Source organism: uncultured Paracoccus sp. (assembly GCF_937873615.1).
In the GTDB taxonomy this organism is placed as follows: Bacteria; Pseudomonadota; Alphaproteobacteria; order Rhodobacterales; family Rhodobacteraceae; genus Paracoccus.
This window is the reverse complement of the sequence record NZ_CALMYP010000068.1, coordinates 52,449-69,619: the sequence shown is the minus strand read 5'-3', so window position 1 is coordinate 69,619 and position 17,171 is coordinate 52,449. Positions and strand designations below refer to the sequence as shown.

The window sequence follows — 17,171 nt, the reverse complement described above, 5'->3', positions numbered from 1 at the left end:
CTGCAATCGCCCTGCGGATTCGCCGATTGGCGAATGACGCCACGCCAAGCATCTGTTTTCGTGAACTTTGGGCTGACGCTTTGCCTGACGGAAAAGGGGGCGTCCATTCAGACACCCCCTTGAACCTTAGCAGCAGGAAGGATCAGTCCTTCGCACGCTCCACATAGGAATTGTCCCCGGTATTGATGACAATCCGGGTGCCGACGCCGATATGCGGCGGGACCATGACGCGCAGACCGTTATCGACCTGCGCCGGCTTATAGGAAGACGACGCCGTCTGGCCTTTCACCACCGGCTCGGTCTCGGTCACCTCGACGGTCATCTTCTGCGGCAGTTCCATGGAGATCGGCACGCCGTTGAAGACCTGCAGGAAGACCCGCATCCCTTCCTGCAGATAGACCGCCTGATCGCCGATCACGTCTTCCGGGGCCGTGACCTGCTCATAGCTTTCCGGCTCCATGAAGTGGAAGCCTTCGCCGTCGTTATAGAGATAGTCATAGCTGCGCTCGTCGACATGGGCCTTTTCCACCTGATCGGTGGTCTTCCAGCGCTCGGTCACCTTCACCCCGTCGGAGATGCGGCGCATGTCGACGCTGGTCGTCGGCGTGCCCTTGCCGGGGTGGAAGTTCTCGGCTTTGAGAACGACGTAAAGGCGTTCGTCGATTTCGACCACATTGCCCTTGCGGAGGCTGGAGGCGATGACTTTCATCTGCGGATTCCTTGCGAACTGTCGGGGTGGCGCGTAAGCGCATTGCCAGCGTCCCTATCCGATGATTTGCCGCATTGCCAGAGAAACCATGAGCGATACCCGATGGTGGCAGCCCCACCGCCATGCCGACCGCCGACCCGCGCTTCTGGCGCGAAACCGCATCCAGCGCGCCATTCGCGGCTGGCTCGATGCGAACGACTTCCTGGAAGTCGATCCGGCCGCGCTCGCCCTCAGCCCCGGCAACGAGACCCATCTGCACGGTTTTGCCACCTCGATGATCGGCAATGACGGGGTGGCGCGGGCGATGTATCTGCACACCTCGCCCGAATTCGCCATGAAGAAGCTGCTGGCCGCGGGCGAGACCCGCATCGCCGCCTTCTCTCACGTCTGGCGCAATCGCGAGCGGGGGCCGCTGCATCATCCCGAGTTCACAATGCTGGAATGGTATCGGGTGGGTGACGATTACACCGTGCTGATGGAGGATTGCGCCGATTTCCTGATGCTCGCCGCCGAGGCCACCGGCACGAGCGAGTTCCGCTGGCGCGATGCCACCTGCGACCCCTATGCCAGCCCGGAACGCGTCAGCGTGGCCGAGGCCTTTGCCGAACATGCCGGGATCGACCTTCTGGCCACGATTGCACCGGATGGCAGTACCGACCGCGACGCATTGGCGGCAGGCCTGCGCGCCGCCGGGATCGGCCATGCCGAGGGGGACACATGGTCAGACCTGTTTTCCCGCGCGCTTGCCGAGCGGGTCGAGCCGCATCTGGGCCATGGCTGCGCCACCATCCTCGACCGCTACCCGGTGCCCGAGGCGGCACTGGCGCGGCGCAGTCCCGACGACCCGCGCGTCTCGGAGCGGTTTGAGCTTTATGCCTGCGGGGTCGAACTGGCGAATGGCTTCGGCGAGCTGACCGATCCCGCCGAACAGCGCCGCCGTTTCCAGGCCGACATGGCCGAGAAGGCCCGGATCTATGGCGAAACCTATCCGCTGGACGAGGATCTGCTGCACGCGTTGGACATCATGCCCGAAGCCTCTGGCATCGCGCTGGGTTTCGACCGGCTGGTGATGCTGGCATGTTCAGCACCGTCCATCGAATCGGTGATGTGGGCACCTGTCCCAAATCCCGGTCACGGTTAAGCCGAAACCCGCAAGACTGTCTCGGGCTGTTTTCAGCCCAGGAGCGTTGGATCCAGCCGGACTTAGCGCGCCAGCGGATCCCGCGCCACCGGCGGGCAGATCTTGGTTGCCGGATCCAGCCGGACATATTCCCGGGCGCTGATCTTCACCATGTCGAGGCTGTAGCGCCATTCCTCGTTCCAGCGCTTCAGGATGCCGTTGCGATAATAGCTGCCCATGATCTCTGGCACGAGGGGCGGAATGATATGCGTATTCGGCAGTCGCGGCGCGTGAAAGCCGATGGTTGCCCCGGGACCGAGGCAGGCATTGCGCATTGTCGTCAGGATTGTGCAGGCAGAGCGGCAATAGCCCCTGATCCACACCTTCTGGCCGGAGTTTTCCAGCCGGGCGCGCGTCTTCACCATGTCAAGAACATTCCCGCCCCGATCATCCTTCACCACGATATAACCGTGTCCCTGAATGATATCGGCGCTGGTTGGGACCGGCAGGACCAGAAGCAGCAGAAGCAGGTAAGCAAGGTGGCGTTTCATGGCAGCAATCTGCGCCATCGCCGCTGCGTTGAAAAGCCACAGCTACGTGATCGCCCGGGGATGGTATTGATAATTTTGTTACATCTTTCGGGCGAAGGTGGTACCGACGCGATTTCGGGGCCGCCAATCGGTTCGAAACATGTCAGTATCTCGCACCATCAACTATATCGGAGCTTCGAATATGGCAGGTAAGGTTCTTTGGATTATCGTGGGCTGTCTGTCGGTTCTTGCGGGCTTTTTCGCGCTGGCAAACCCGCTCGCGGCAACGTTGACAGCCGAACAGGTCGCCGGCTGGGGTTTCCTGATCATCGGCATCCTGCAGATCTTTGCGGTGTTCCGCCAGGTCAGTTGGGGCGGTCGCATCTGGGTGCTGCTGGTCGGTCTTCTGATGGTTCTTCTGGGTATCAACCTTCTGGCCAAGCCGCTTGTCGGGGTCATGGCGCTGACGCTGACCGTCGCCGCGATGTTCCTTGTGGAAGGCATCTTCAAGGTGGTTCTGTCCTTCTCGCTGCGCCAGACGCCGGCCTTCTGGCTGGTGCTGCTCAGCGGTGCGCTGTCGGTGATCCTGGCGGTCATGATCTTCAGCAATTTCCCGGCCTCGGCGGCCTCGATCCTCGGCATCCTGCTGGCGGTCGAGCTGATCTCGAACGGGATCACGATCATCGCCATCTCCTCGGTGCGCGAAGCCACCGGCTGAGGCGATCCGAACGAAATCGGGGGCGGGCGGCCATGGGGCCGCCCGCTTCGCATTTGCTCGCTTGATTTTGCGCCGGGCCGCTCATAGGAGTCCGGCGATGAGCCAGAACCCGCCAATCATCCGCCCCGACCTCGCCCGCGCCACCATCCCGGATGAACGCCGCGAGGGCCAGCCGACCATCGGCATGGTCAGCCTCGGCTGCCCCAAGGCGCTTGTCGACAGCGAACGCATCCTGACCCGGCTGCGCGCCGAAGGCTATGCGATCAGCCCCGATTATGCCGGTGCCGATGCGGTGATCGTGAATACCTGCGGCTTTCTGGACAGCGCCAAGGCCGAAAGCCTCGATGCCATCGGCGAGGCGCTGGCGTCGAATGGCCGCGTCATCGTCACCGGCTGTCTGGGGGCCGAACCCGATTACATCACCGGCGCCCATCCCAAGGTCCTGGCCGTCACCGGCCCGCATCAATACGAACAGGTGCTGGATGCCGTCCACGGTGCGGTGCCGCCCGCGCCCGATCCCTTCATCGACCTGCTGCCGGCATCCGGCGTCAGCCTGACGCCGCGCCATTACAGCTATCTGAAGATCTCGGAAGGCTGCAATCATCACTGCAAGTTCTGCATCATCCCCGACATGCGCGGTCGGCTGGTTTCCCGCCCCGCCCATGCGGTGATCCGCGAGGCCGAAAAGCTGGTCGAGGCCGGGGTGAAAGAACTGCTGGTAATCTCGCAGGATACCTCGGCCTATGGGGTGGACCTGAAACATGCCGAGACGCGCGGCCACCGCGCCCATATCACCGATCTTGCCCGTGACCTCGGCTCGCTCGGCGCCTGGGTGCGGCTGCATTACGTCTATCCCTATCCGCATGTGCGCAACCTGATCCCGCTGATGGCGGAAGGGCTGGTGCTGCCCTATCTGGACATTCCCTTCCAGCACGCCCATCCCGAAACGCTCAAGCGCATGGCCCGCCCGGCTGCGGCGGCGAAGACGCTGGACGAGATCGCCGCCTGGCGCAGCGATTGCCCCGATGTCACCCTGCGCTCGACCTTCATCGTCGGCTATCCCGGTGAGACGGAAGCGGAGTTCCAGACCCTGCTCGACTGGCTGGACGAGGCGCAGCTGGACCGCGTCGGCTGCTTCCAATACGAAAACGTCGCCGGCGCGCGGGCCAATGACCTGCCCGATCATGTGCCCGAGGAGGTCAAACAGGACCGCTGGGACCGCTTCATGCGGAAGGCGCAGGCGATCAGCGAGACCAAGCTGGCGGCAAAGGTCGGCCAGCGGATCGAGGTGATCGTGGACGAGGTCGACGGCGAGGGCGCCACCTGCCGCACCAGGGCCGACGCGCCCGAGATCGACGGCAACCTGTTCATCGACGAGGGCTTCGAGGCGCTGAAGCCCGGCGATATCGTTTCGGTGACGGTGGACGAGGCCGGGGAATACGACCTCTGGGGCCGGCTCTGATTTCGACGGTGAGCCTGCCGGTTCATGGTGGGCGCCGCTGACAGGGCTTGCCGGCCAATTTCACCGCCTGCCTTGGCTGATCTTCCAACCGGCGCGGCAATCGCCTAAATAGCCTGCAACATTTGCAGGAGATTCCGATGGCAGCCTATGAATTCGTCTATCACATGGACGGCGTGTCCAAGACCTATGCCGGCGGCAAGAAGGTCTTCGAAAACATCCGCCTGAACTTCCTGCCCGGCGTCAAGATCGGCGTCGTCGGCGTGAACGGTGCCGGTAAATCGACGCTTTTGAAGATCATGGCCGGCATGGACAAGGATTTCACCGGCGAGGCCTGGGCCGCCAAGGGCGCCCGCGTCGGCTATCTGCCGCAGGAGCCGCAGCTGGACGAGTCGCTGAATGTCCGCGACAATGTCATGCTGGGCGTGGCCGAGAAGAAGGCCAAGCTGGACCGCTATAACGAGCTGGCGATGAACTACTCGGACGAGACCGCCGAGGAAATGGCGGCGCTTCAGGATGAAATCGACGCCGGCAATCTCTGGGATCTGGACAGCCAGATCGACGTGGCGATGGAGGCTTTGCGCTGCCCGCCCGACGATGCCGATGTTGCAACGCTTTCGGGCGGGGAACGCCGCCGGGTCGCGCTGTGCAAGCTGCTGCTGGAAGCGCCCGACATGCTGCTGCTGGACGAACCGACCAACCACCTGGACGCCGAAACCATCGCCTGGCTGCAAAAGCACCTGATCGAATATCCCGGCACCATCCTGGTCGTGACCCATGACCGTTACTTCCTTGACGACATCACCGGCTGGATCCTCGAACTCGACCGTGGTCGCGGCATCCCCTACGAGGGCAATTATTCCGCCTGGCTGGAACAGAAGGCCAAGCGGCTGGAACAGGAAGCCCGCGAGGACAAGGCCCGCCAGAAGACGCTGGAACGCGAACTCGAATGGATCCGCGCCGGCGCCAAGGCGCGGCAGGCCAAGCAGAAGGCCCGGATCAACGCCTATAACGAGATGGCCGGCAAGTCCGAGCGCGAGAAGCTGTCCCGCGCGCAGATCATCATCCCGAACGGCGAGCGCCTTGGCGGCAAGGTGATCGAGGTCGCGGGCCTCAAGAAGGCGATGGGCGACAAGCTGTTGATCGAGGATCTTTCCTTCTCGCTGCCGCCGGGCGGCATCGTCGGCGTGATCGGCCCGAACGGTGCCGGTAAATCGACGCTGTTCCGGATGCTGACCGGCCAGGAACAGCCCGATGCGGGCGAGGTTACCTATGGCGACACGGTCCAGCTTTCCTATGTCGATCAGAGCCGCGACGCCCTCGCCGGCGACAAGACGGTGTGGGAGGAAATCTCGGGCGGGGCCGAGCAGATCGAGCTTGGTGACGCGTCGATGAACAGCCGTGCCTATGCCTCGGCCTTCAACTTCAAGGGCGGCGACCAGCAGAAGAAGGTCGGCCAGCTTTCGGGCGGTGAACGCAACCGCGTCCACATGGCCAAGCTTCTGAAATCCGGCGGAAACGTCCTGCTGCTCGACGAACCGACCAACGATCTGGACGTGGAAACCCTGCAGGCGCTGGAAGCGGCGCTTGACGATTTCGCCGGCTGTGCGGTCATCATCAGCCACGACCGCTTCTTCCTCGACCGGCTCTGCACCCATATCCTCGCCTTCGAGGGCGACGCCCATGTCGAATGGTTCGAAGGCAACTTCGAGGATTACGAAGCCGACAAGATCCGCCGCCTCGGCCCGGATTCGGTCGAGCCGAAGCGGGTGAAATACAAGAAGTTCACGCGATAGACCAAGCAGGGCGGTCGAACCCATCCATCCGACCGCCCCTGCGGACTATCGGCGCAGATAGACGTAATACGCGCCGGTTCCGCCGTGGCGCAGATGCGCCGGGGCAACCTGTTGGACGGCGTGGGATAGCGGTGCCGTATGCAGCCAATGCGGCACCTGATGGCGCAACGCGCCGCGTCGGACGGGCAAGGGACCTTCGATTCCGTCACGGCTGCCCTTGCCGGTAATGACCAGCACCAGCCGCAAGCCGCGCGCGTGACAGGACAGGATGAACCGCGCCAGTTCCGGCCCGGCCTCGGCAAGGGTCATGCCATGCAGGTCCAGCTTCGCCTCGGGGCGCAACTTGCCCCGGCTCATCTGCTTGTGGGTCTTGTGATCCATGCGGATGGGCTGGTTGGCCAAGGCCTCGGCCGGGCTGGGGGCAAGGTCATGGCCGGGCAGGCGGCGCGGACGGGTGCCTATTGCGAAGTCGGGCGAGAGAGGGCGCGCGGTATCCGGCGCCGCCGCCTTCGGCGCTGGCTTGGCCGAAGGTGAGTAATCCGGCAAAGCGGCGCGACGCTTCGGCTCCAACGGGGTGGCTGTCCGGGTGACGCGCAACCAGAGCTCGCGATCCTCGGGCGTCAGGCCGCGCCGAGGTGCCATCAGTTCCCGGTCGCGACCAGCCGCCAGTTCGGATCGGCGGCACCCATCTCGCGCTCGAAGGTCCAGGTGTCACGCTGCTTGCGTGGCGTTTTCGGATCGCCATCGACGACATTGCCGGCAGCATCGCGGGTGGCCACGATGATCTCTCCGACAAAGCGGACGGAAAGCTCGGCCACGGCGTTTGCGGTGTTGAACTCCGCTGCCGCAAGCGCAGTCTCACGGGTGCCGAGGAACTGAACCTCTGGTGTCAGGCCCGCATTCTGGCGCGCCTCGATCGCGGATTCGAAGGCCTGTGCCACTTCGGGAGAGAGGAACGCGCGAATCTCGGCCAGATCGCCTTTTTCGAAGGCGACGATGATCATCTCATATGCCTGCTTCGCGCCGCCAAGGAATTCGGTCAGCGAGAATGCGGGCTCAGCGCGCTTCATTTCGACCAGGGCCGCATAGGCGGGACTTGCCGGATCGACATGATCGGACAGGTCGCTGTCGTCAGCACGGGGATCGTCATCCTCGACCACCTCCAGCCGACGCTGGACCGGGCGCTCGTCAGGCTGATCTGGCTCAAACCCGTCGCGCGTGCCCAGGACATTGCGCAAGCGCAGGATCAGGAACACCGCAATTGCAGCGAGCACAATCAGTTGAATGAGCGAGTTCGACATATTCCATCCTTCGCCGGGCACAGCGGTTTGTATTTTCGCCCTTGGCCCTTATGTAGGGATCGAGCGGGTCCAAGTCCAGTTGCCCGCTTCCAGAGGAGACACATGCCGCTATTCATTCTGTTCATTCTGGTTCCGATCATCGAGATCGCACTGTTCATTCAGGTTGGCGGGTTGATCGGGCTTTGGCCCACCATTGGGCTGGTGCTTCTGTCGGCCTTCGTCGGCATGGTGCTGATCCGCAGCCAGGGACAGCGCGCCCTGGCCGAGTTGCAGCAGTCCTTCCAGACCTTGAGCGACCCGACGCGACCCCTGGCCCATGGTGCCATGATCCTGCTTTCCGGCGCGCTGCTGCTGACGCCGGGCTTCTTTACCGATGCGATGGGGCTGTTGTTGCTGATCCCCGGTGTGCGCGACTGGCTGATGCGGCGCGCAGGGCGGCATGTGACCGTCACCCGCACCGGCTTCGGCTTTGACAGCGCCCGCGATCCGCGCCATGGCTGGGCCGGGCGCGATGGGGATGACGTGATCGACGGCGACTATGTGGTTCAGGAAGACCCCTATGTTGCGCGCGAAGATATTGCGCCGCCGCCGCCCGCGAACAGCGATGGCAAGCCCGGGCGCAAACCACCTTCGGGGTGGACCCGCCCCGAGTAGTCATACCGACGCCAGCAGGCGTTGAGGCGTCCCGCTCGGAATGCTAGAAGCCCTTTGACTCATTCCCGAAAGGACCCGATATGACCGACGAAACCCAGAATGCCGCGCCCGAAGCGCAGGCCCCGCAACAGCCCCGAATGCAGATCCTGGCGCAGTTCATCCGCGATCTGTCGTTCGAAAATGTCGTGGCTCAGAAAGGCCTGAACACGGCCGAGGTCAAACCCGAAGTTTCGGTCCAGGTCAGCATCGACGCCCGCAAGCGTAACGTCGACAACCAGTATGAGGTCATTACCAAATACAAGGTCTCGTCGAAGAACACGGTGAATGACGCAAACCTGTTCCTGTGCGAGCTGGAATATGCCGGTGCCTTCCTGGTCGAAGGCGTTCCAGAAGAGCAGATTCACCCCTTCCTGATGATCGAATGCCCGCGGATGCTGTTCCCCTTCGTCCGCCGAATCATCAGCGATGTGACCCGCGATGGCGGCTTCCCGCCGGTCAATCTCGATCCGGTCGATTTCGTGGCCCTCTATCGCCAGGAACTGACGCGCCGCGCCCAGACCGAGCGCCCGGCCGACGCCCCGGTTTCCTGACCCGGCGTGCCGCCCCGCGCAAAGCGTGCCTGGCAGCGGATGCTGTCAGGCCGCAGGCTTGATCTTCTCGACCCGACTCCCGTCGATATCGAGATCGAGGATATTGCCCACGGGCTGGCCTTCGTCGCGCGCTGGAACGGCCAGACACGCGGCGACTGGCCATATTCGGTTGCCGAGCATTCCCTTCTGGTAGAGCAGGCGTTTGGCCAGATCACGCCGCAAGCGCCCGCGAAATGGCGGTTGGCGGCATTGCTGCATGACGCGCCCGAATATGTGCTTGGCGACATGATATCGCCGGTAAAAGGCGCATTGGGAAATGAATATGGCGAAATGGATCAACGAATTGCCGAGGCTGTCCATCGCCGATTTGGGCTGCCCGCAAAAGTGCCGGCAACGATCAAAAGAAGTATTAAGCTCGCCGACCAGGTATCGGCCTGGCTTGAGGCAATAGAGATTGCCGGATTTTCCGAAGACGAGGCGCGAGGCATTTTCAAAGTGCCGAGGCCGGAACATTGCGCAGGCTTGAAGATCTGCCTTCGCCCTTCGGCAGAAGCGCGAAAAGCCTATCTCGACCGGTTCAACGCGCTAATTGACAAAACTTAACGTGTTGAACCGGTTGAGGATCAAAATGGAAACTCGGACCGAGTTTCCAGTCAGATTTCCAGATCGGCCAGCGTCTTGCCGCCATTCAGCGCGTCTTGAATCCAACGCGGACGACGACCGCGACCGGTCCAGGTCTGGGCTGCATCTTCGGGATTGGCGTATTTCGGCGCCATCTTTCCACTACGGCGATTGATTTTGGCGCCGGTCAGCTCATTGAGCGAAAATCCGTGCGTGCGCGCGGCCTGCTCGACAGCGGCAAGGGCTTCGCGACGTTTACGCTCCTCGAAATCGACGATTGAACGGTCGACCTGCTTTCGCAGATCCTGCAGCTCCTTGAGCGACATATTCTCTAGATCGAGCATTAAGTTCTCCCATTACTCATTCTTATGGGAATATGATGTTCGATGCACGAAAGTCAATTTATCCAAAAGTACATTTTTAGCGTGGGCTTCTTTTCGCCAGAATACGCTGCAATGTCCGCCGATGCATATGCAGACGCCGCGCCGTTTCGCTGACATTGCGATCGCATTGTTCATAAACCCGCTGAATATGTTCCCATTTTACCCGGTCGGCCGACATGGGATTTTCAGGCGGCGGCGGCAGAGCCTCTCCGGTCTGCAAAAGTGCCGAAACGATATCGTTCGCATCTGCGGGTTTCGACAAATAATCGGTGGCACCGAGCTTGACCGCCGCAACCGCCGTCGCGATTGCACCATAGCCGGTCAGAACCACAATCCGGGCATCGGGCCGCGCCTCGCGCAGCGCCTCGACCACATCCAGACCGCTGCCATCCTCCAGCCGCAGATCGACCACGGCATAGGCGGCAGGGGCCTGTTGGATGGTCGCAATCGCATCGGCAACGGAAAGCGTGACGGCCGGCCGGAAACCGCGCCGCTCCATGGCGCGGGCCAGCCTGTTCACGAAGATTTCGTCGTCATCGACCAACAGCAGTGACGGGTCCGGGCCAAGCTGGATTTTCTGCTGCTCTGACTCTGCCATGACGGCCTCCAACGAGAAATTTTTCCCGTTTTAAGCGGAAGCCCAACCAGAAGCAAATATTCGGCGCTCAGCTCGCCTTGGCGAAACAGGCGGTTTGCGCAGCCATATCCTCTGCCGTTACATCGCGGTTAAAGAATTCAACCGTGCCGTGTTCTGGCAAAACCAGATAGGTCATTGTCGTATGGCTGACGGGATAATCGTCGCTGCCATCGTCCTGCACCTGATACCCGACCCGATAGGCCTTCGCGACCCCGGCGATCTCCTCGGGCGATCCGGTCAGGCCCAACATTTTCTCATGCAGGTTCTCGGTGAAATGCGCCAAGACCTCGGGCGAATCGCGGCCCGGATCGACGCTGACGAAAACGGCCTGCGCATCAATGCCGTCCGCATCAAGCAGATCCAGTGCTTCGGCATTGCGCGAATTATCAAAGGGGCAAATATCAGGACAATAGGAATAGCCGAAATAGACCAGCGTCGGCTTGGTAAAGACCTGCGCATCTGTCACGCGGGCGCCGGTCTCGTCGGTCAGCTCGAACGGGCCGCCAAGCGCAGACGAGCCGCCGGCCACAACGCTCGTCCGGCAACTGGCGAACTGGTCTGACCCGGTTGCAGTTTCGTCACCGCGCGACATCCAGACCGCACCACCGACCAGCAACACCGCCGCAACGGCCGTTCCAATCATGAGAAGCTTCTTGTCGTTCATATCTATCCCGTCCTCGCGTTCGCTACATTGATCGCGCAATGTGCGGCCTATATCAACAGGACCATACGCCGCATCACGAGGTTGAGAATGCCGCCGGGCTTTCCGCTTGCCGATACATTGGGCACCGACCGCCAGCGCCGGGCCGAGCCGATCCGGCGCCGGACCCTGGTCCTGCTGCGCTGGATCGCGCTTGGCGGTCAGCTTGCGGCGATCATCGTCGCGCTGCTGATGGGGATGGAATTCGCGGTCCTGCCCTCGCTTCTGGTTGTCGCGGCAGGGGCCGTGCTGAACCTGTGGATGACGGCCATGCCGGCCCGCGTCACCGAGCGCGGGGCAACCATTCAGCTGGTCTTCGATCTGGTGCAGATCTCGGTTCTGATCGCGCTGACGGGTGGGCTCTCCAACCCCTTTGCGCTTCTGGTGCTTGCGCCGGTGACGATTGCGGCAACGGCGCTTGGCAACCGACAGACCTTGCTGGTCGGCCTGGCGACAATCGTCATGATCCTGCTGGCGGCCTGGTTCGCGGTGCCGCTTCGCCATCCGACGCTGAACCTGGTCATGCCGCCGATCCTGCAGGCCGCGCATTTGCTGGCCATCCTGATCGGTGTGGTGTTTTTCGCGATCTATGCCCGCCGCGTCTCGGAGGAGCTTGCGACAACCTCGGACGCGCTCTTCGCGACCCAGATCGCCTTGGCGCGGGAACAGAAGCTGCAACATCTGGGCGGTGTCATCGCCGCCGCCGCGCATGAGATGGGCACGCCGCTTGCCACCATCAAGCTGATCGCGTCAGAGCTGCGCGACGAATTGGCCGACGCCCTGCCCGACCGTTCGGACCTGACAGAAGATGCGCAAACGCTGGCACAATCCGCAGACCGCTGCCGGGATATCATGCGCTCAATGGGCCGGGCCGGTAAGGACGATCTGAAGCTGCACGCCGCCCCCCTTGGCACTGTGCTGGAGGAGGCGGCGGAACCGCACAGAGATCGCGGGGCGCCAATCCGAATCCTGCTACAGGACGCCCCCCATCAGCCCACCATTCGCCGCGATCCCGGAGTCATTCACGGGCTGCGAAACATCATCCAGAACGGTGTCGACTTCGCCCGAACCAGGGTCACGGTGCGCGCCGATTGGGACCAGGTGCAACTGCACATCACCATAAGCGACGACGGTCCGGGTTTTCCGCCGACCATGCTGGGCCAGCTTTCAGACCCGTTCCCGATCAGCCGCCGCAATGACCGGCGCGGCGGATATGAGGGGATGGGCCTCGGCCTTTTTATCGCCCGCGCACTTTTGGAAGGAAGCGGCGCGCAGTTGATGTTCGCGAATGGAAGCACAGGCGCAAAGGTCGATATCATCTGGCCGCTGGCCCGCATTACGGCAGATGATCGACAGGCATTAGAAGAAAATCCGCATATTTTCTAGAATATTAACCAGTTCTTAACGGATCATGTGAATAGGCTTTCGCAAATAGCAGCGGTTAGCCATGAATTCCTATGCCTCCATATTGCTGGCCCTGGGCGGGGGGTGCTGTCTGCCCTGATAACGGTGGCCTATATCCGATGGTCTGAACGCCTCTCAACACCGCCGCTTCTGGCAACCAGCCTGCTGGAGCCCTGTATCTTCCTCTATCGCGGCGACCGGCTGCTCGATGCCACGCCGCCGGCGCGTATCATTCTTGACGGCTGCTCTGGCGACAGCCTGCCGGCCCTGAAGTCCTGGCTGGCACAACGCTTCGATAATCTCGGCAGGTTGGAGGAGGTGGCGCGCACAGGCAATTCCGTCACGCTTGACGGGCAATCAGGCACTGGCACACCCCGGATGCGACTGTTGGCCGAGGAGACGCCGGATGGCGCCCTTCGATTGACGCTTGTGCGGCCGGAAGGCGAGGCTGCGGGAATCGTTGTGGATTCCCTGTCGCAACAGGCGATGGAGGAAGAGCTGAGCCTGCTTCGCGGCATCGTCGATTCAGCGCCGATGCTGATCCTTCGGCGAGACGCACATGACGCGCTCATCTGGGCGAACGCCACCTACCTCGCGACGGCGACGGCCATTGACGCGGCCAATCTCAGCTGGCCATTGCCGGATATTCTGGCGCTCGATGAGACGGCAGCCGACGCAAAGGGGGTTCACAGGGCGCATATCCTCTCTGGCACCGAGCTTAGCTGGTTCGACTGCCACAATCGCCGGGACGATAGCGGCACCACCACCTTCGCCCTGCCCGCCGATGCCCAGGTGAGGGCGGAACAGAACCTGCGGGAATTCCTGCAAACCTTGACCAAGACCTTCGCCGATCTGCCGACAGGCCTGGCGATCTTCGACCGAGAGCGACAGCTTCAACTGTTCAACCCCGCCCTGATCGACCTGACCGGGCTATCTGCGGGCTTTCTGGCGGGCCGTCCCTCGCTTTACAGCGTGCTCGATCAGTTGCGAGAGCTGCGCATGGTGCCGGAGCCGCGCGATTATCGAAGCTGGCGCAAACAGATCAGCACGCTGGAGACGGCTGCCTCGGCCCGCCATCATGTCGAGACATGGACATTGCCGGGCGGGCGCACCTATCGGGTGACAGGCACGCCCCATCCCGGTGGCGCAGTGGCCTTCCTGTTTGAGGATATCACCTCCGAGATCACGCTGACCCGAAGGTTCCGGGCTGAGCTGATGCTGGGCTCACAAGTGCTGGACGGGCTCGGCGAAGCGCTTGTCGTCTTCGACGCGCTTGGGCAGGTGGCGATATCAAATGCAACCTATGCCGAGCTCTGGGGCAGTCCGCCAAAAGATCTGGCCAAGGCGCTGCGCTGCTGGAAGGGCGACTGGAACGAAGCGCCCGGCCTTGCAGAGTTGGAACATGCACTTGGGGCGGATGACATGGGCGGTGGTGGACGCGGTGTCATCTTCGGGCCAGATGGCAAAGGGGTTCTCGGCTGGTCGGTCACCGCCCTGCCGGGGGGCAAGCGCATGGTCCGCTTCGCGCCGCCTGCAGGACAGGATGCGAAAGCGGGAAAGCCCAGTAATTCGACCACAGAACTGGCGGATCAGATCAATTCGGCCACAGGCTGATCGCAGCCCTACGATGCGGTGCGAAGCCGGTCAAAGGCTGGATTTCGGCCCGGCGATATACCATGCGATCAACCCGATGATCGGCAAGAAGGCCACGATGATCACCCAGATGATCTTGCTGTTCTTCTCCGCGCCGGAATTGATGATCTGCGCAATCGCCCAGACATCCAGCGCAAAAAGGATAATGCCGATCAGACCACTGAACATGTCTAGCTGCATCTGCTTCCCCGAATTCCTGTTCGCAAATCCTGTCGTCTAACGACGACGACGCACCGGCAGTTCCAGCCACGCAACCGCCGACGGGTGCGAAAACGGGCCGATTACCGAAATTTGCTTACAGCACATAGCGCGACAGATCGGCCGAGCGGGAAAGATCGCCCAGATGGGTTTCCACGAATGCCGCATCGACGGTGACGCTTTCGCCGCCGCGATCCGGGGCCGAGAAGGACAGTTCCTCGAACACCCGCTCGATCACGGTGTAAAGCCGGCGCGCGCCGATATTCTCGACACTCGTATTCACCTCGGCGGCGATCCGTGCCAGCGCGGCGATGCCGTCATCGGCAAAGGTGACACTCAGCCCTTCGGTGCCCATCAGCGCGGCATATTGCCGGGTCAGGGCGTTATCCGTCTCGGTCAGGATGCGGACGAAATCCTCCTCGGTCAGGGCGCGCAGCTCGACCCGGATCGGCAGGCGGCCCTGCAATTCCGGCAACAGATCCGAGGGTTTCGAGACATGGAACGCGCCCGAGGCGATGAACAGGATGTGATCGGTCTTCACCGGACCGTATTTCGTGCTGACCGTCGTGCCCTCGATCAACGGCAGAAGGTCGCGCTGCACGCCCTCGCGGCTGACATCGGCGCCACGCGCCTCTGCCCGGGCCGAGACCTTGTCGATCTCGTCGATGAAGACGATGCCGTTCTGCTGCACCGCCTCCAGCGCCTCGGCCTTCACCGCCTCGTCGTCCAGCAGCTTGTCGGCTTCCTCGGCGATCAGGATCTCATAGCTTTCGGCGACGGTGACCTTGCGCTTCACCCGTCGCCCGCCAAAGGCCTTCATCAGCCCCGAGAGGTCCATCATTCCCATGCCGCCGCCGCCCTGCCCGGGCATATCCATCATACCGAGCGGGTTGGAATTGTCCTGCACCTCGATCTCGATCATGGTGCCGTCCAATTCGCCGCGCTTCAGCTTGTCGCGGAACATGGCGCGGGTCTGGTCGCGGGCACCGTCGCCGGCCAGCACCGCCAGCACGCGATCTTCGGCAGCCTTGTGGGCGCGGGCCTTCACCTCCTCGCGCATCCGCTCGCGGGTCTCGATCATGGCGGCATCGGTCAGGTCGCGGATGATCTGTTCGACATCGCGGCCGACATAGCCGACCTCGGTGAACTTGGTCGCCTCGACCTTGACGAAAGGCGCCTGCGCCAGCTTCGCCAGCCGCCGGCTGATCTCGGTCTTGCCGACCCCGGTCGGGCCGATCATGAGGATGTTCTTCGGATAGACCTCGTCACGAATGTCATCCGCCAGCTGCTTGCGCCGCCAGCGATTGCGCAGCGCCACGGCCACGGCGCGCTTGGCGTCCTTCTGGCCGATGATGAACCGGTCCAGCTCGGACACGATTTCGCGGGGGGTCAGGTCGGTCATGGATCAAGCCTTCTACGATTTCTCAGCAGATAGGTTGTCAGACCAGAGATGTGAAGGGTTGTGCTTTGTATATACAAAGCGTATCTATGTTCTGAACCCGTTAGAAGGTCAGCGAAACTTCGCAAAAGAGGCAGGACAGGCGATCTGAGATGGAACGCATCAATAGACCTACCGGGACGAGAAATGATGTTCGAGTGGGACGAGGTGAAGCGTCAAACGACGCTACAGAAGCACGGTATCGACTTTGTCGATGCAATTGAGGTTTTCGATCAGCCGCATCTGAGGCTGACTGGTATAAGTAAGGTTGAACAACGAGAAATCGTAATTGGATCCGTTAGAAAGATAACAATCGCGGTCGTGTTCACCATGCGGGGCGATGTTACCCGGATAATCACGGTCCGGAGGGCGCGACGAAATGAGCGAGAAGCATATGAAGCCCATGTCGCTGGACGAAATCCGCCAGTTGAAGGGCAAGACTGACTGGGACCGGCTTGTCCGGGCGGGCGATTTCGAAGGCCGGGACGAGGAAGATTTCGACCTCGACTGGTCGACCACACGGGTCGTCATGCCCGAGCCCAAGAAGGCGGTGTCGCTGCGGATCGACCCCGACATCCTCGACTTCTTCAAGTCTCAGGGCAAAGGATATCAGACCCGCATGAACGCCGTCCTGCGGGCCTATATGGAGGCGAAACGGGCGGGTTAGCCACCCAGCACCTCAACCGTCAGATTGCCATTGGTGTAGACGCAGATATCCGCCGCAATGGCCATGGCCTTGCGGGCAACGGCCTCGGCATCCAGATCGGTTTCCAGCAGCCCGCGCGCCGCCGCCAGTGCGAAATTCCCGCCCGAGCCGATGGCGGCCACGTCATGTTCGGGTTCCAGCACGTCGCCGGCGCCGGTCACGACATAGATCTGCGCGCCGTCGGTCACGATCAGCATGGCCTCCAGGTTGCGCAGATATTTGTCGGTGCGCCAGTCCTTCGCCAGCTCGACACAGGCGCGCTGCAACTGGCCGGGTGCGGCTTCCAGCTTCTTCTCCAGCCGTTCCAGCAGGGTGAAGGCGTCGGCGGTGGAACCCGCAAAGCCCACCACCACGTCACGCCCACCCGGCGACAGGCGGCGCACCTTGCGCGCCGTGCCCTTCATCACCGTCTGCCCGACGCTGACCTGCCCGTCGCCCGCGACAACCACCTTGCCGCCACGCTTGACCGCAAGGATCGTGGTGCCGTGCCAACCGGGGAACTTGTCATCCGCCATGAAGATCTCCTTTGCTTCGGCAGAGATAGGTGCGCCAAA

Annotated in this window: 21 protein-coding genes; 11 read left to right on the top strand and 10 right to left on the bottom strand. The window is 62.3% G+C overall.

The window, feature by feature from the left end:
* Positions 1-142: 142 nt before the first annotated feature.
* Positions 143-709 carry an elongation factor P gene (efp, locus tag Q0330_RS18160; protein WP_299482962.1) on the bottom strand — a complete coding sequence of 189 codons (567 nt, stop codon included), beginning with the start codon at positions 707-709 and terminating at the stop codon, positions 143-145.
* Positions 710-797: 88 nt separating this feature from the next.
* Between efp and epmA the strand changes: the two genes are divergently transcribed.
* Positions 798-1,850, top strand: coding sequence for an EF-P lysine aminoacylase EpmA (epmA, locus tag Q0330_RS18155; RefSeq protein WP_299482959.1), 1,053 nt, complete (start codon positions 798-800; stop codon positions 1,848-1,850).
* Between the two features lie 62 nt (positions 1,851-1,912).
* Here the strand turns inward: epmA and Q0330_RS18150 are convergent, their stop codons facing one another.
* Positions 1,913-2,380 carry a hypothetical protein gene (locus Q0330_RS18150; protein WP_299482957.1) on the bottom strand — a complete coding sequence of 156 codons (468 nt, stop codon included), beginning with the start codon at positions 2,378-2,380 and terminating at the stop codon, positions 1,913-1,915.
* A gap of 139 nt (positions 2,381-2,519) precedes the next feature.
* On the opposite strand from Q0330_RS18150, the gene Q0330_RS18145 reads away from it, so the two are divergent.
* The 3 genes from Q0330_RS18145 (at position 2,520) to ettA (ending at position 6,332) form a co-directional block, all read left to right on the top strand.
* Positions 2,520-3,077 carry a DUF308 domain-containing protein gene (locus Q0330_RS18145; protein ID WP_366518350.1) on the top strand — a complete coding sequence of 186 codons (558 nt, stop codon included), beginning with the start codon at positions 2,520-2,522 and terminating at the stop codon, positions 3,075-3,077.
* 97 nt (positions 3,078-3,174) lie between these two features.
* Positions 3,175-4,539: a 30S ribosomal protein S12 methylthiotransferase RimO gene (gene rimO, locus Q0330_RS18140; RefSeq protein WP_299482952.1), complete on the top strand. Its 1,365-nt coding sequence runs from the start codon at positions 3,175-3,177 to the stop codon at positions 4,537-4,539.
* 137 nt (positions 4,540-4,676) lie between these two features.
* Positions 4,677-6,332 (top strand): energy-dependent translational throttle protein EttA, encoded by a 1,656-nt coding sequence (gene ettA, locus Q0330_RS18135; protein WP_299482949.1) that lies wholly within the window; start codon positions 4,677-4,679, stop codon positions 6,330-6,332.
* 45 nt (positions 6,333-6,377) lie between these two features.
* On the opposite strand, the gene Q0330_RS18130 is transcribed toward ettA, so the two are convergent.
* Complete coding sequence (locus tag Q0330_RS18130; protein ID WP_299482946.1) at positions 6,378-6,974, bottom strand: Smr/MutS family protein; 597 nt, start codon at positions 6,972-6,974, stop codon at positions 6,378-6,380.
* Positions 6,974-7,633 (bottom strand): Tim44/TimA family putative adaptor protein, encoded by a 660-nt coding sequence (locus tag Q0330_RS18125; protein WP_299482944.1) that lies wholly within the window; start codon positions 7,631-7,633, stop codon positions 6,974-6,976. Before Q0330_RS18125 ends, Q0330_RS18130 begins: the two co-directional genes overlap by 1 nt.
* Before the next feature lie 102 nt (positions 7,634-7,735).
* On the opposite strand from Q0330_RS18125, the gene Q0330_RS18120 reads away from it, so the two are divergent.
* The 3 genes from Q0330_RS18120 (at position 7,736) to Q0330_RS18110 (ending at position 9,480) form a co-directional block, all read left to right on the top strand.
* A complete protein-coding gene (locus Q0330_RS18120; protein WP_299482941.1) occupies positions 7,736-8,287 on the top strand; it encodes an FxsA family protein in 552 nt (183 codons plus the stop codon).
* 80 nt (positions 8,288-8,367) lie between these two features.
* Positions 8,368-8,877, top strand: coding sequence for a protein-export chaperone SecB (secB, locus tag Q0330_RS18115; protein ID WP_299482938.1), 510 nt, complete (start codon positions 8,368-8,370; stop codon positions 8,875-8,877).
* 6 nt (positions 8,878-8,883) lie between these two features.
* Complete coding sequence (locus Q0330_RS18110; protein WP_299482935.1) at positions 8,884-9,480, top strand: HD family hydrolase; 597 nt, start codon at positions 8,884-8,886, stop codon at positions 9,478-9,480.
* A gap of 50 nt (positions 9,481-9,530) precedes the next feature.
* Here Q0330_RS18110 and Q0330_RS18105 read toward each other — a convergent pair whose 3' ends face one another.
* From Q0330_RS18105 to Q0330_RS18095, 3 genes are all read right to left on the bottom strand, one after another.
* Positions 9,531-9,842: an H-NS histone family protein gene (locus Q0330_RS18105; protein ID WP_299482932.1), complete on the bottom strand. Its 312-nt coding sequence runs from the start codon at positions 9,840-9,842 to the stop codon at positions 9,531-9,533.
* A 76-nt stretch (positions 9,843-9,918) separates the two neighbouring features.
* Positions 9,919-10,479, bottom strand: coding sequence for an ActR/PrrA/RegA family redox response regulator transcription factor (locus tag Q0330_RS18100; protein ID WP_299482929.1), 561 nt, complete (start codon positions 10,477-10,479; stop codon positions 9,919-9,921).
* Positions 10,480-10,546: 67 nt separating this feature from the next.
* The gene (locus Q0330_RS18095; protein WP_299482926.1) at positions 10,547-11,161 is read right to left on the bottom strand and encodes an SCO family protein; all 615 of its coding nucleotides are present in this window, start codon (positions 11,159-11,161) and stop codon (positions 10,547-10,549) included.
* A 108-nt stretch (positions 11,162-11,269) separates the two neighbouring features.
* Here Q0330_RS18095 and Q0330_RS18090 point away from each other — a divergent pair, with 108 nt between their 5' ends.
* Together Q0330_RS18090 and Q0330_RS18085 are read left to right on the top strand one after the other, a co-directional pair.
* Complete coding sequence (locus tag Q0330_RS18090; protein ID WP_299482923.1) at positions 11,270-12,604, top strand: ActS/PrrB/RegB family redox-sensitive histidine kinase; 1,335 nt, start codon at positions 11,270-11,272, stop codon at positions 12,602-12,604.
* 123 nt (positions 12,605-12,727) lie between these two features.
* Positions 12,728-14,236, top strand: a complete 1,509-nt coding sequence (locus tag Q0330_RS18085; protein WP_299482920.1) for a PAS-domain containing protein — start codon at positions 12,728-12,730, stop codon at positions 14,234-14,236.
* A gap of 30 nt (positions 14,237-14,266) precedes the next feature.
* On the opposite strand, the gene Q0330_RS18080 is transcribed toward Q0330_RS18085, so the two are convergent.
* Entirely contained in the window at positions 14,267-14,443 is a 177-nt protein-coding gene (locus Q0330_RS18080; RefSeq protein ID WP_299482917.1) for a PLD nuclease N-terminal domain-containing protein, read from the bottom strand.
* Positions 14,444-14,570: 127 nt separating this feature from the next.
* Positions 14,571-15,875 (bottom strand): ATP-dependent protease ATPase subunit HslU, encoded by a 1,305-nt coding sequence (gene hslU / locus Q0330_RS18075; RefSeq protein ID WP_299482914.1) that lies wholly within the window; start codon positions 15,873-15,875, stop codon positions 14,571-14,573.
* 183 nt (positions 15,876-16,058) lie between these two features.
* On the opposite strand from hslU, the gene Q0330_RS19265 reads away from it, so the two are divergent.
* Both Q0330_RS19265 and Q0330_RS18070 read left to right on the top strand, forming a co-directional pair.
* On the top strand, positions 16,059-16,355 hold the full coding sequence (locus tag Q0330_RS19265; protein ID WP_366518349.1) for a BrnT family toxin: 297 nt from the start codon (positions 16,059-16,061) through the stop codon (positions 16,353-16,355).
* Positions 16,291-16,578: a BrnA antitoxin family protein gene (locus Q0330_RS18070; protein ID WP_299482911.1), complete on the top strand. Its 288-nt coding sequence runs from the start codon at positions 16,291-16,293 to the stop codon at positions 16,576-16,578. The genes Q0330_RS19265 and Q0330_RS18070 overlap by 65 nt, the downstream gene beginning before the upstream one ends.
* On the opposite strand, the gene hslV is transcribed toward Q0330_RS18070, so the two are convergent.
* Positions 16,575-17,132, bottom strand: coding sequence for an ATP-dependent protease subunit HslV (gene hslV, locus Q0330_RS18065; protein WP_299482907.1), 558 nt, complete (start codon positions 17,130-17,132; stop codon positions 16,575-16,577). The genes Q0330_RS18070 and hslV overlap by 4 nt on opposite strands.
* Positions 17,133-17,171: the final 39 nt, after the last annotated feature.

Excerpts from the sequence above, each read along its gene's own strand:
- hslV (WP_299482907.1), bottom strand. The coding sequence starts at position 17,132 with ATGGCGGATGACAAGTTCCCCGGTTGGCACGGCACCACGATCCTTGCG.
- Q0330_RS18070 (WP_299482911.1), top strand. The coding sequence starts at position 16,291 with ATGAGCGAGAAGCATATGAAGCCCATGTCGCTGGACGAAATCCGCCAG.
- ettA (WP_299482949.1), top strand. The coding sequence starts at position 4,677 with ATGGCAGCCTATGAATTCGTCTATCACATGGACGGCGTGTCCAAGACC.
- Q0330_RS18145 (WP_366518350.1), top strand. The coding sequence starts at position 2,520 with ATGTCAGTATCTCGCACCATCAACTATATCGGAGCTTCGAATATGGCA.
- Q0330_RS18090 (WP_299482923.1), top strand. The coding sequence starts at position 11,270 with ATGCCGCCGGGCTTTCCGCTTGCCGATACATTGGGCACCGACCGCCAG.
- rimO (WP_299482952.1), top strand. The coding sequence starts at position 3,175 with ATGAGCCAGAACCCGCCAATCATCCGCCCCGACCTCGCCCGCGCCACC.
- epmA (WP_299482959.1), top strand. The coding sequence starts at position 798 with ATGAGCGATACCCGATGGTGGCAGCCCCACCGCCATGCCGACCGCCGA.
- Q0330_RS18130 (WP_299482946.1), bottom strand. The coding sequence starts at position 6,974 with ATGGCACCTCGGCGCGGCCTGACGCCCGAGGATCGCGAGCTCTGGTTG.
- efp (WP_299482962.1), bottom strand. The coding sequence starts at position 709 with ATGAAAGTCATCGCCTCCAGCCTCCGCAAGGGCAATGTGGTCGAAATC.
- Q0330_RS18120 (WP_299482941.1), top strand. The coding sequence starts at position 7,736 with ATGCCGCTATTCATTCTGTTCATTCTGGTTCCGATCATCGAGATCGCA.
- Q0330_RS18100 (WP_299482929.1), bottom strand. The coding sequence starts at position 10,479 with ATGGCAGAGTCAGAGCAGCAGAAAATCCAGCTTGGCCCGGACCCGTCA.
- Q0330_RS18105 (WP_299482932.1), bottom strand. The coding sequence starts at position 9,842 with ATGCTCGATCTAGAGAATATGTCGCTCAAGGAGCTGCAGGATCTGCGA.
- hslU (WP_299482914.1), bottom strand. The coding sequence starts at position 15,875 with ATGACCGACCTGACCCCCCGCGAAATCGTGTCCGAGCTGGACCGGTTC.
- Q0330_RS18150 (WP_299482957.1), bottom strand. The coding sequence starts at position 2,380 with ATGAAACGCCACCTTGCTTACCTGCTTCTGCTGCTTCTGGTCCTGCCG.
- Q0330_RS19265 (WP_366518349.1), top strand. The coding sequence starts at position 16,059 with ATGATGTTCGAGTGGGACGAGGTGAAGCGTCAAACGACGCTACAGAAG.
- Q0330_RS18125 (WP_299482944.1), bottom strand. The coding sequence starts at position 7,633 with ATGTCGAACTCGCTCATTCAACTGATTGTGCTCGCTGCAATTGCGGTG.
- secB (WP_299482938.1), top strand. The coding sequence starts at position 8,368 with ATGACCGACGAAACCCAGAATGCCGCGCCCGAAGCGCAGGCCCCGCAA.
- Q0330_RS18080 (WP_299482917.1), bottom strand. The coding sequence starts at position 14,443 with ATGTTCAGTGGTCTGATCGGCATTATCCTTTTTGCGCTGGATGTCTGG.
- Q0330_RS18095 (WP_299482926.1), bottom strand. The coding sequence starts at position 11,161 with ATGATTGGAACGGCCGTTGCGGCGGTGTTGCTGGTCGGTGGTGCGGTC.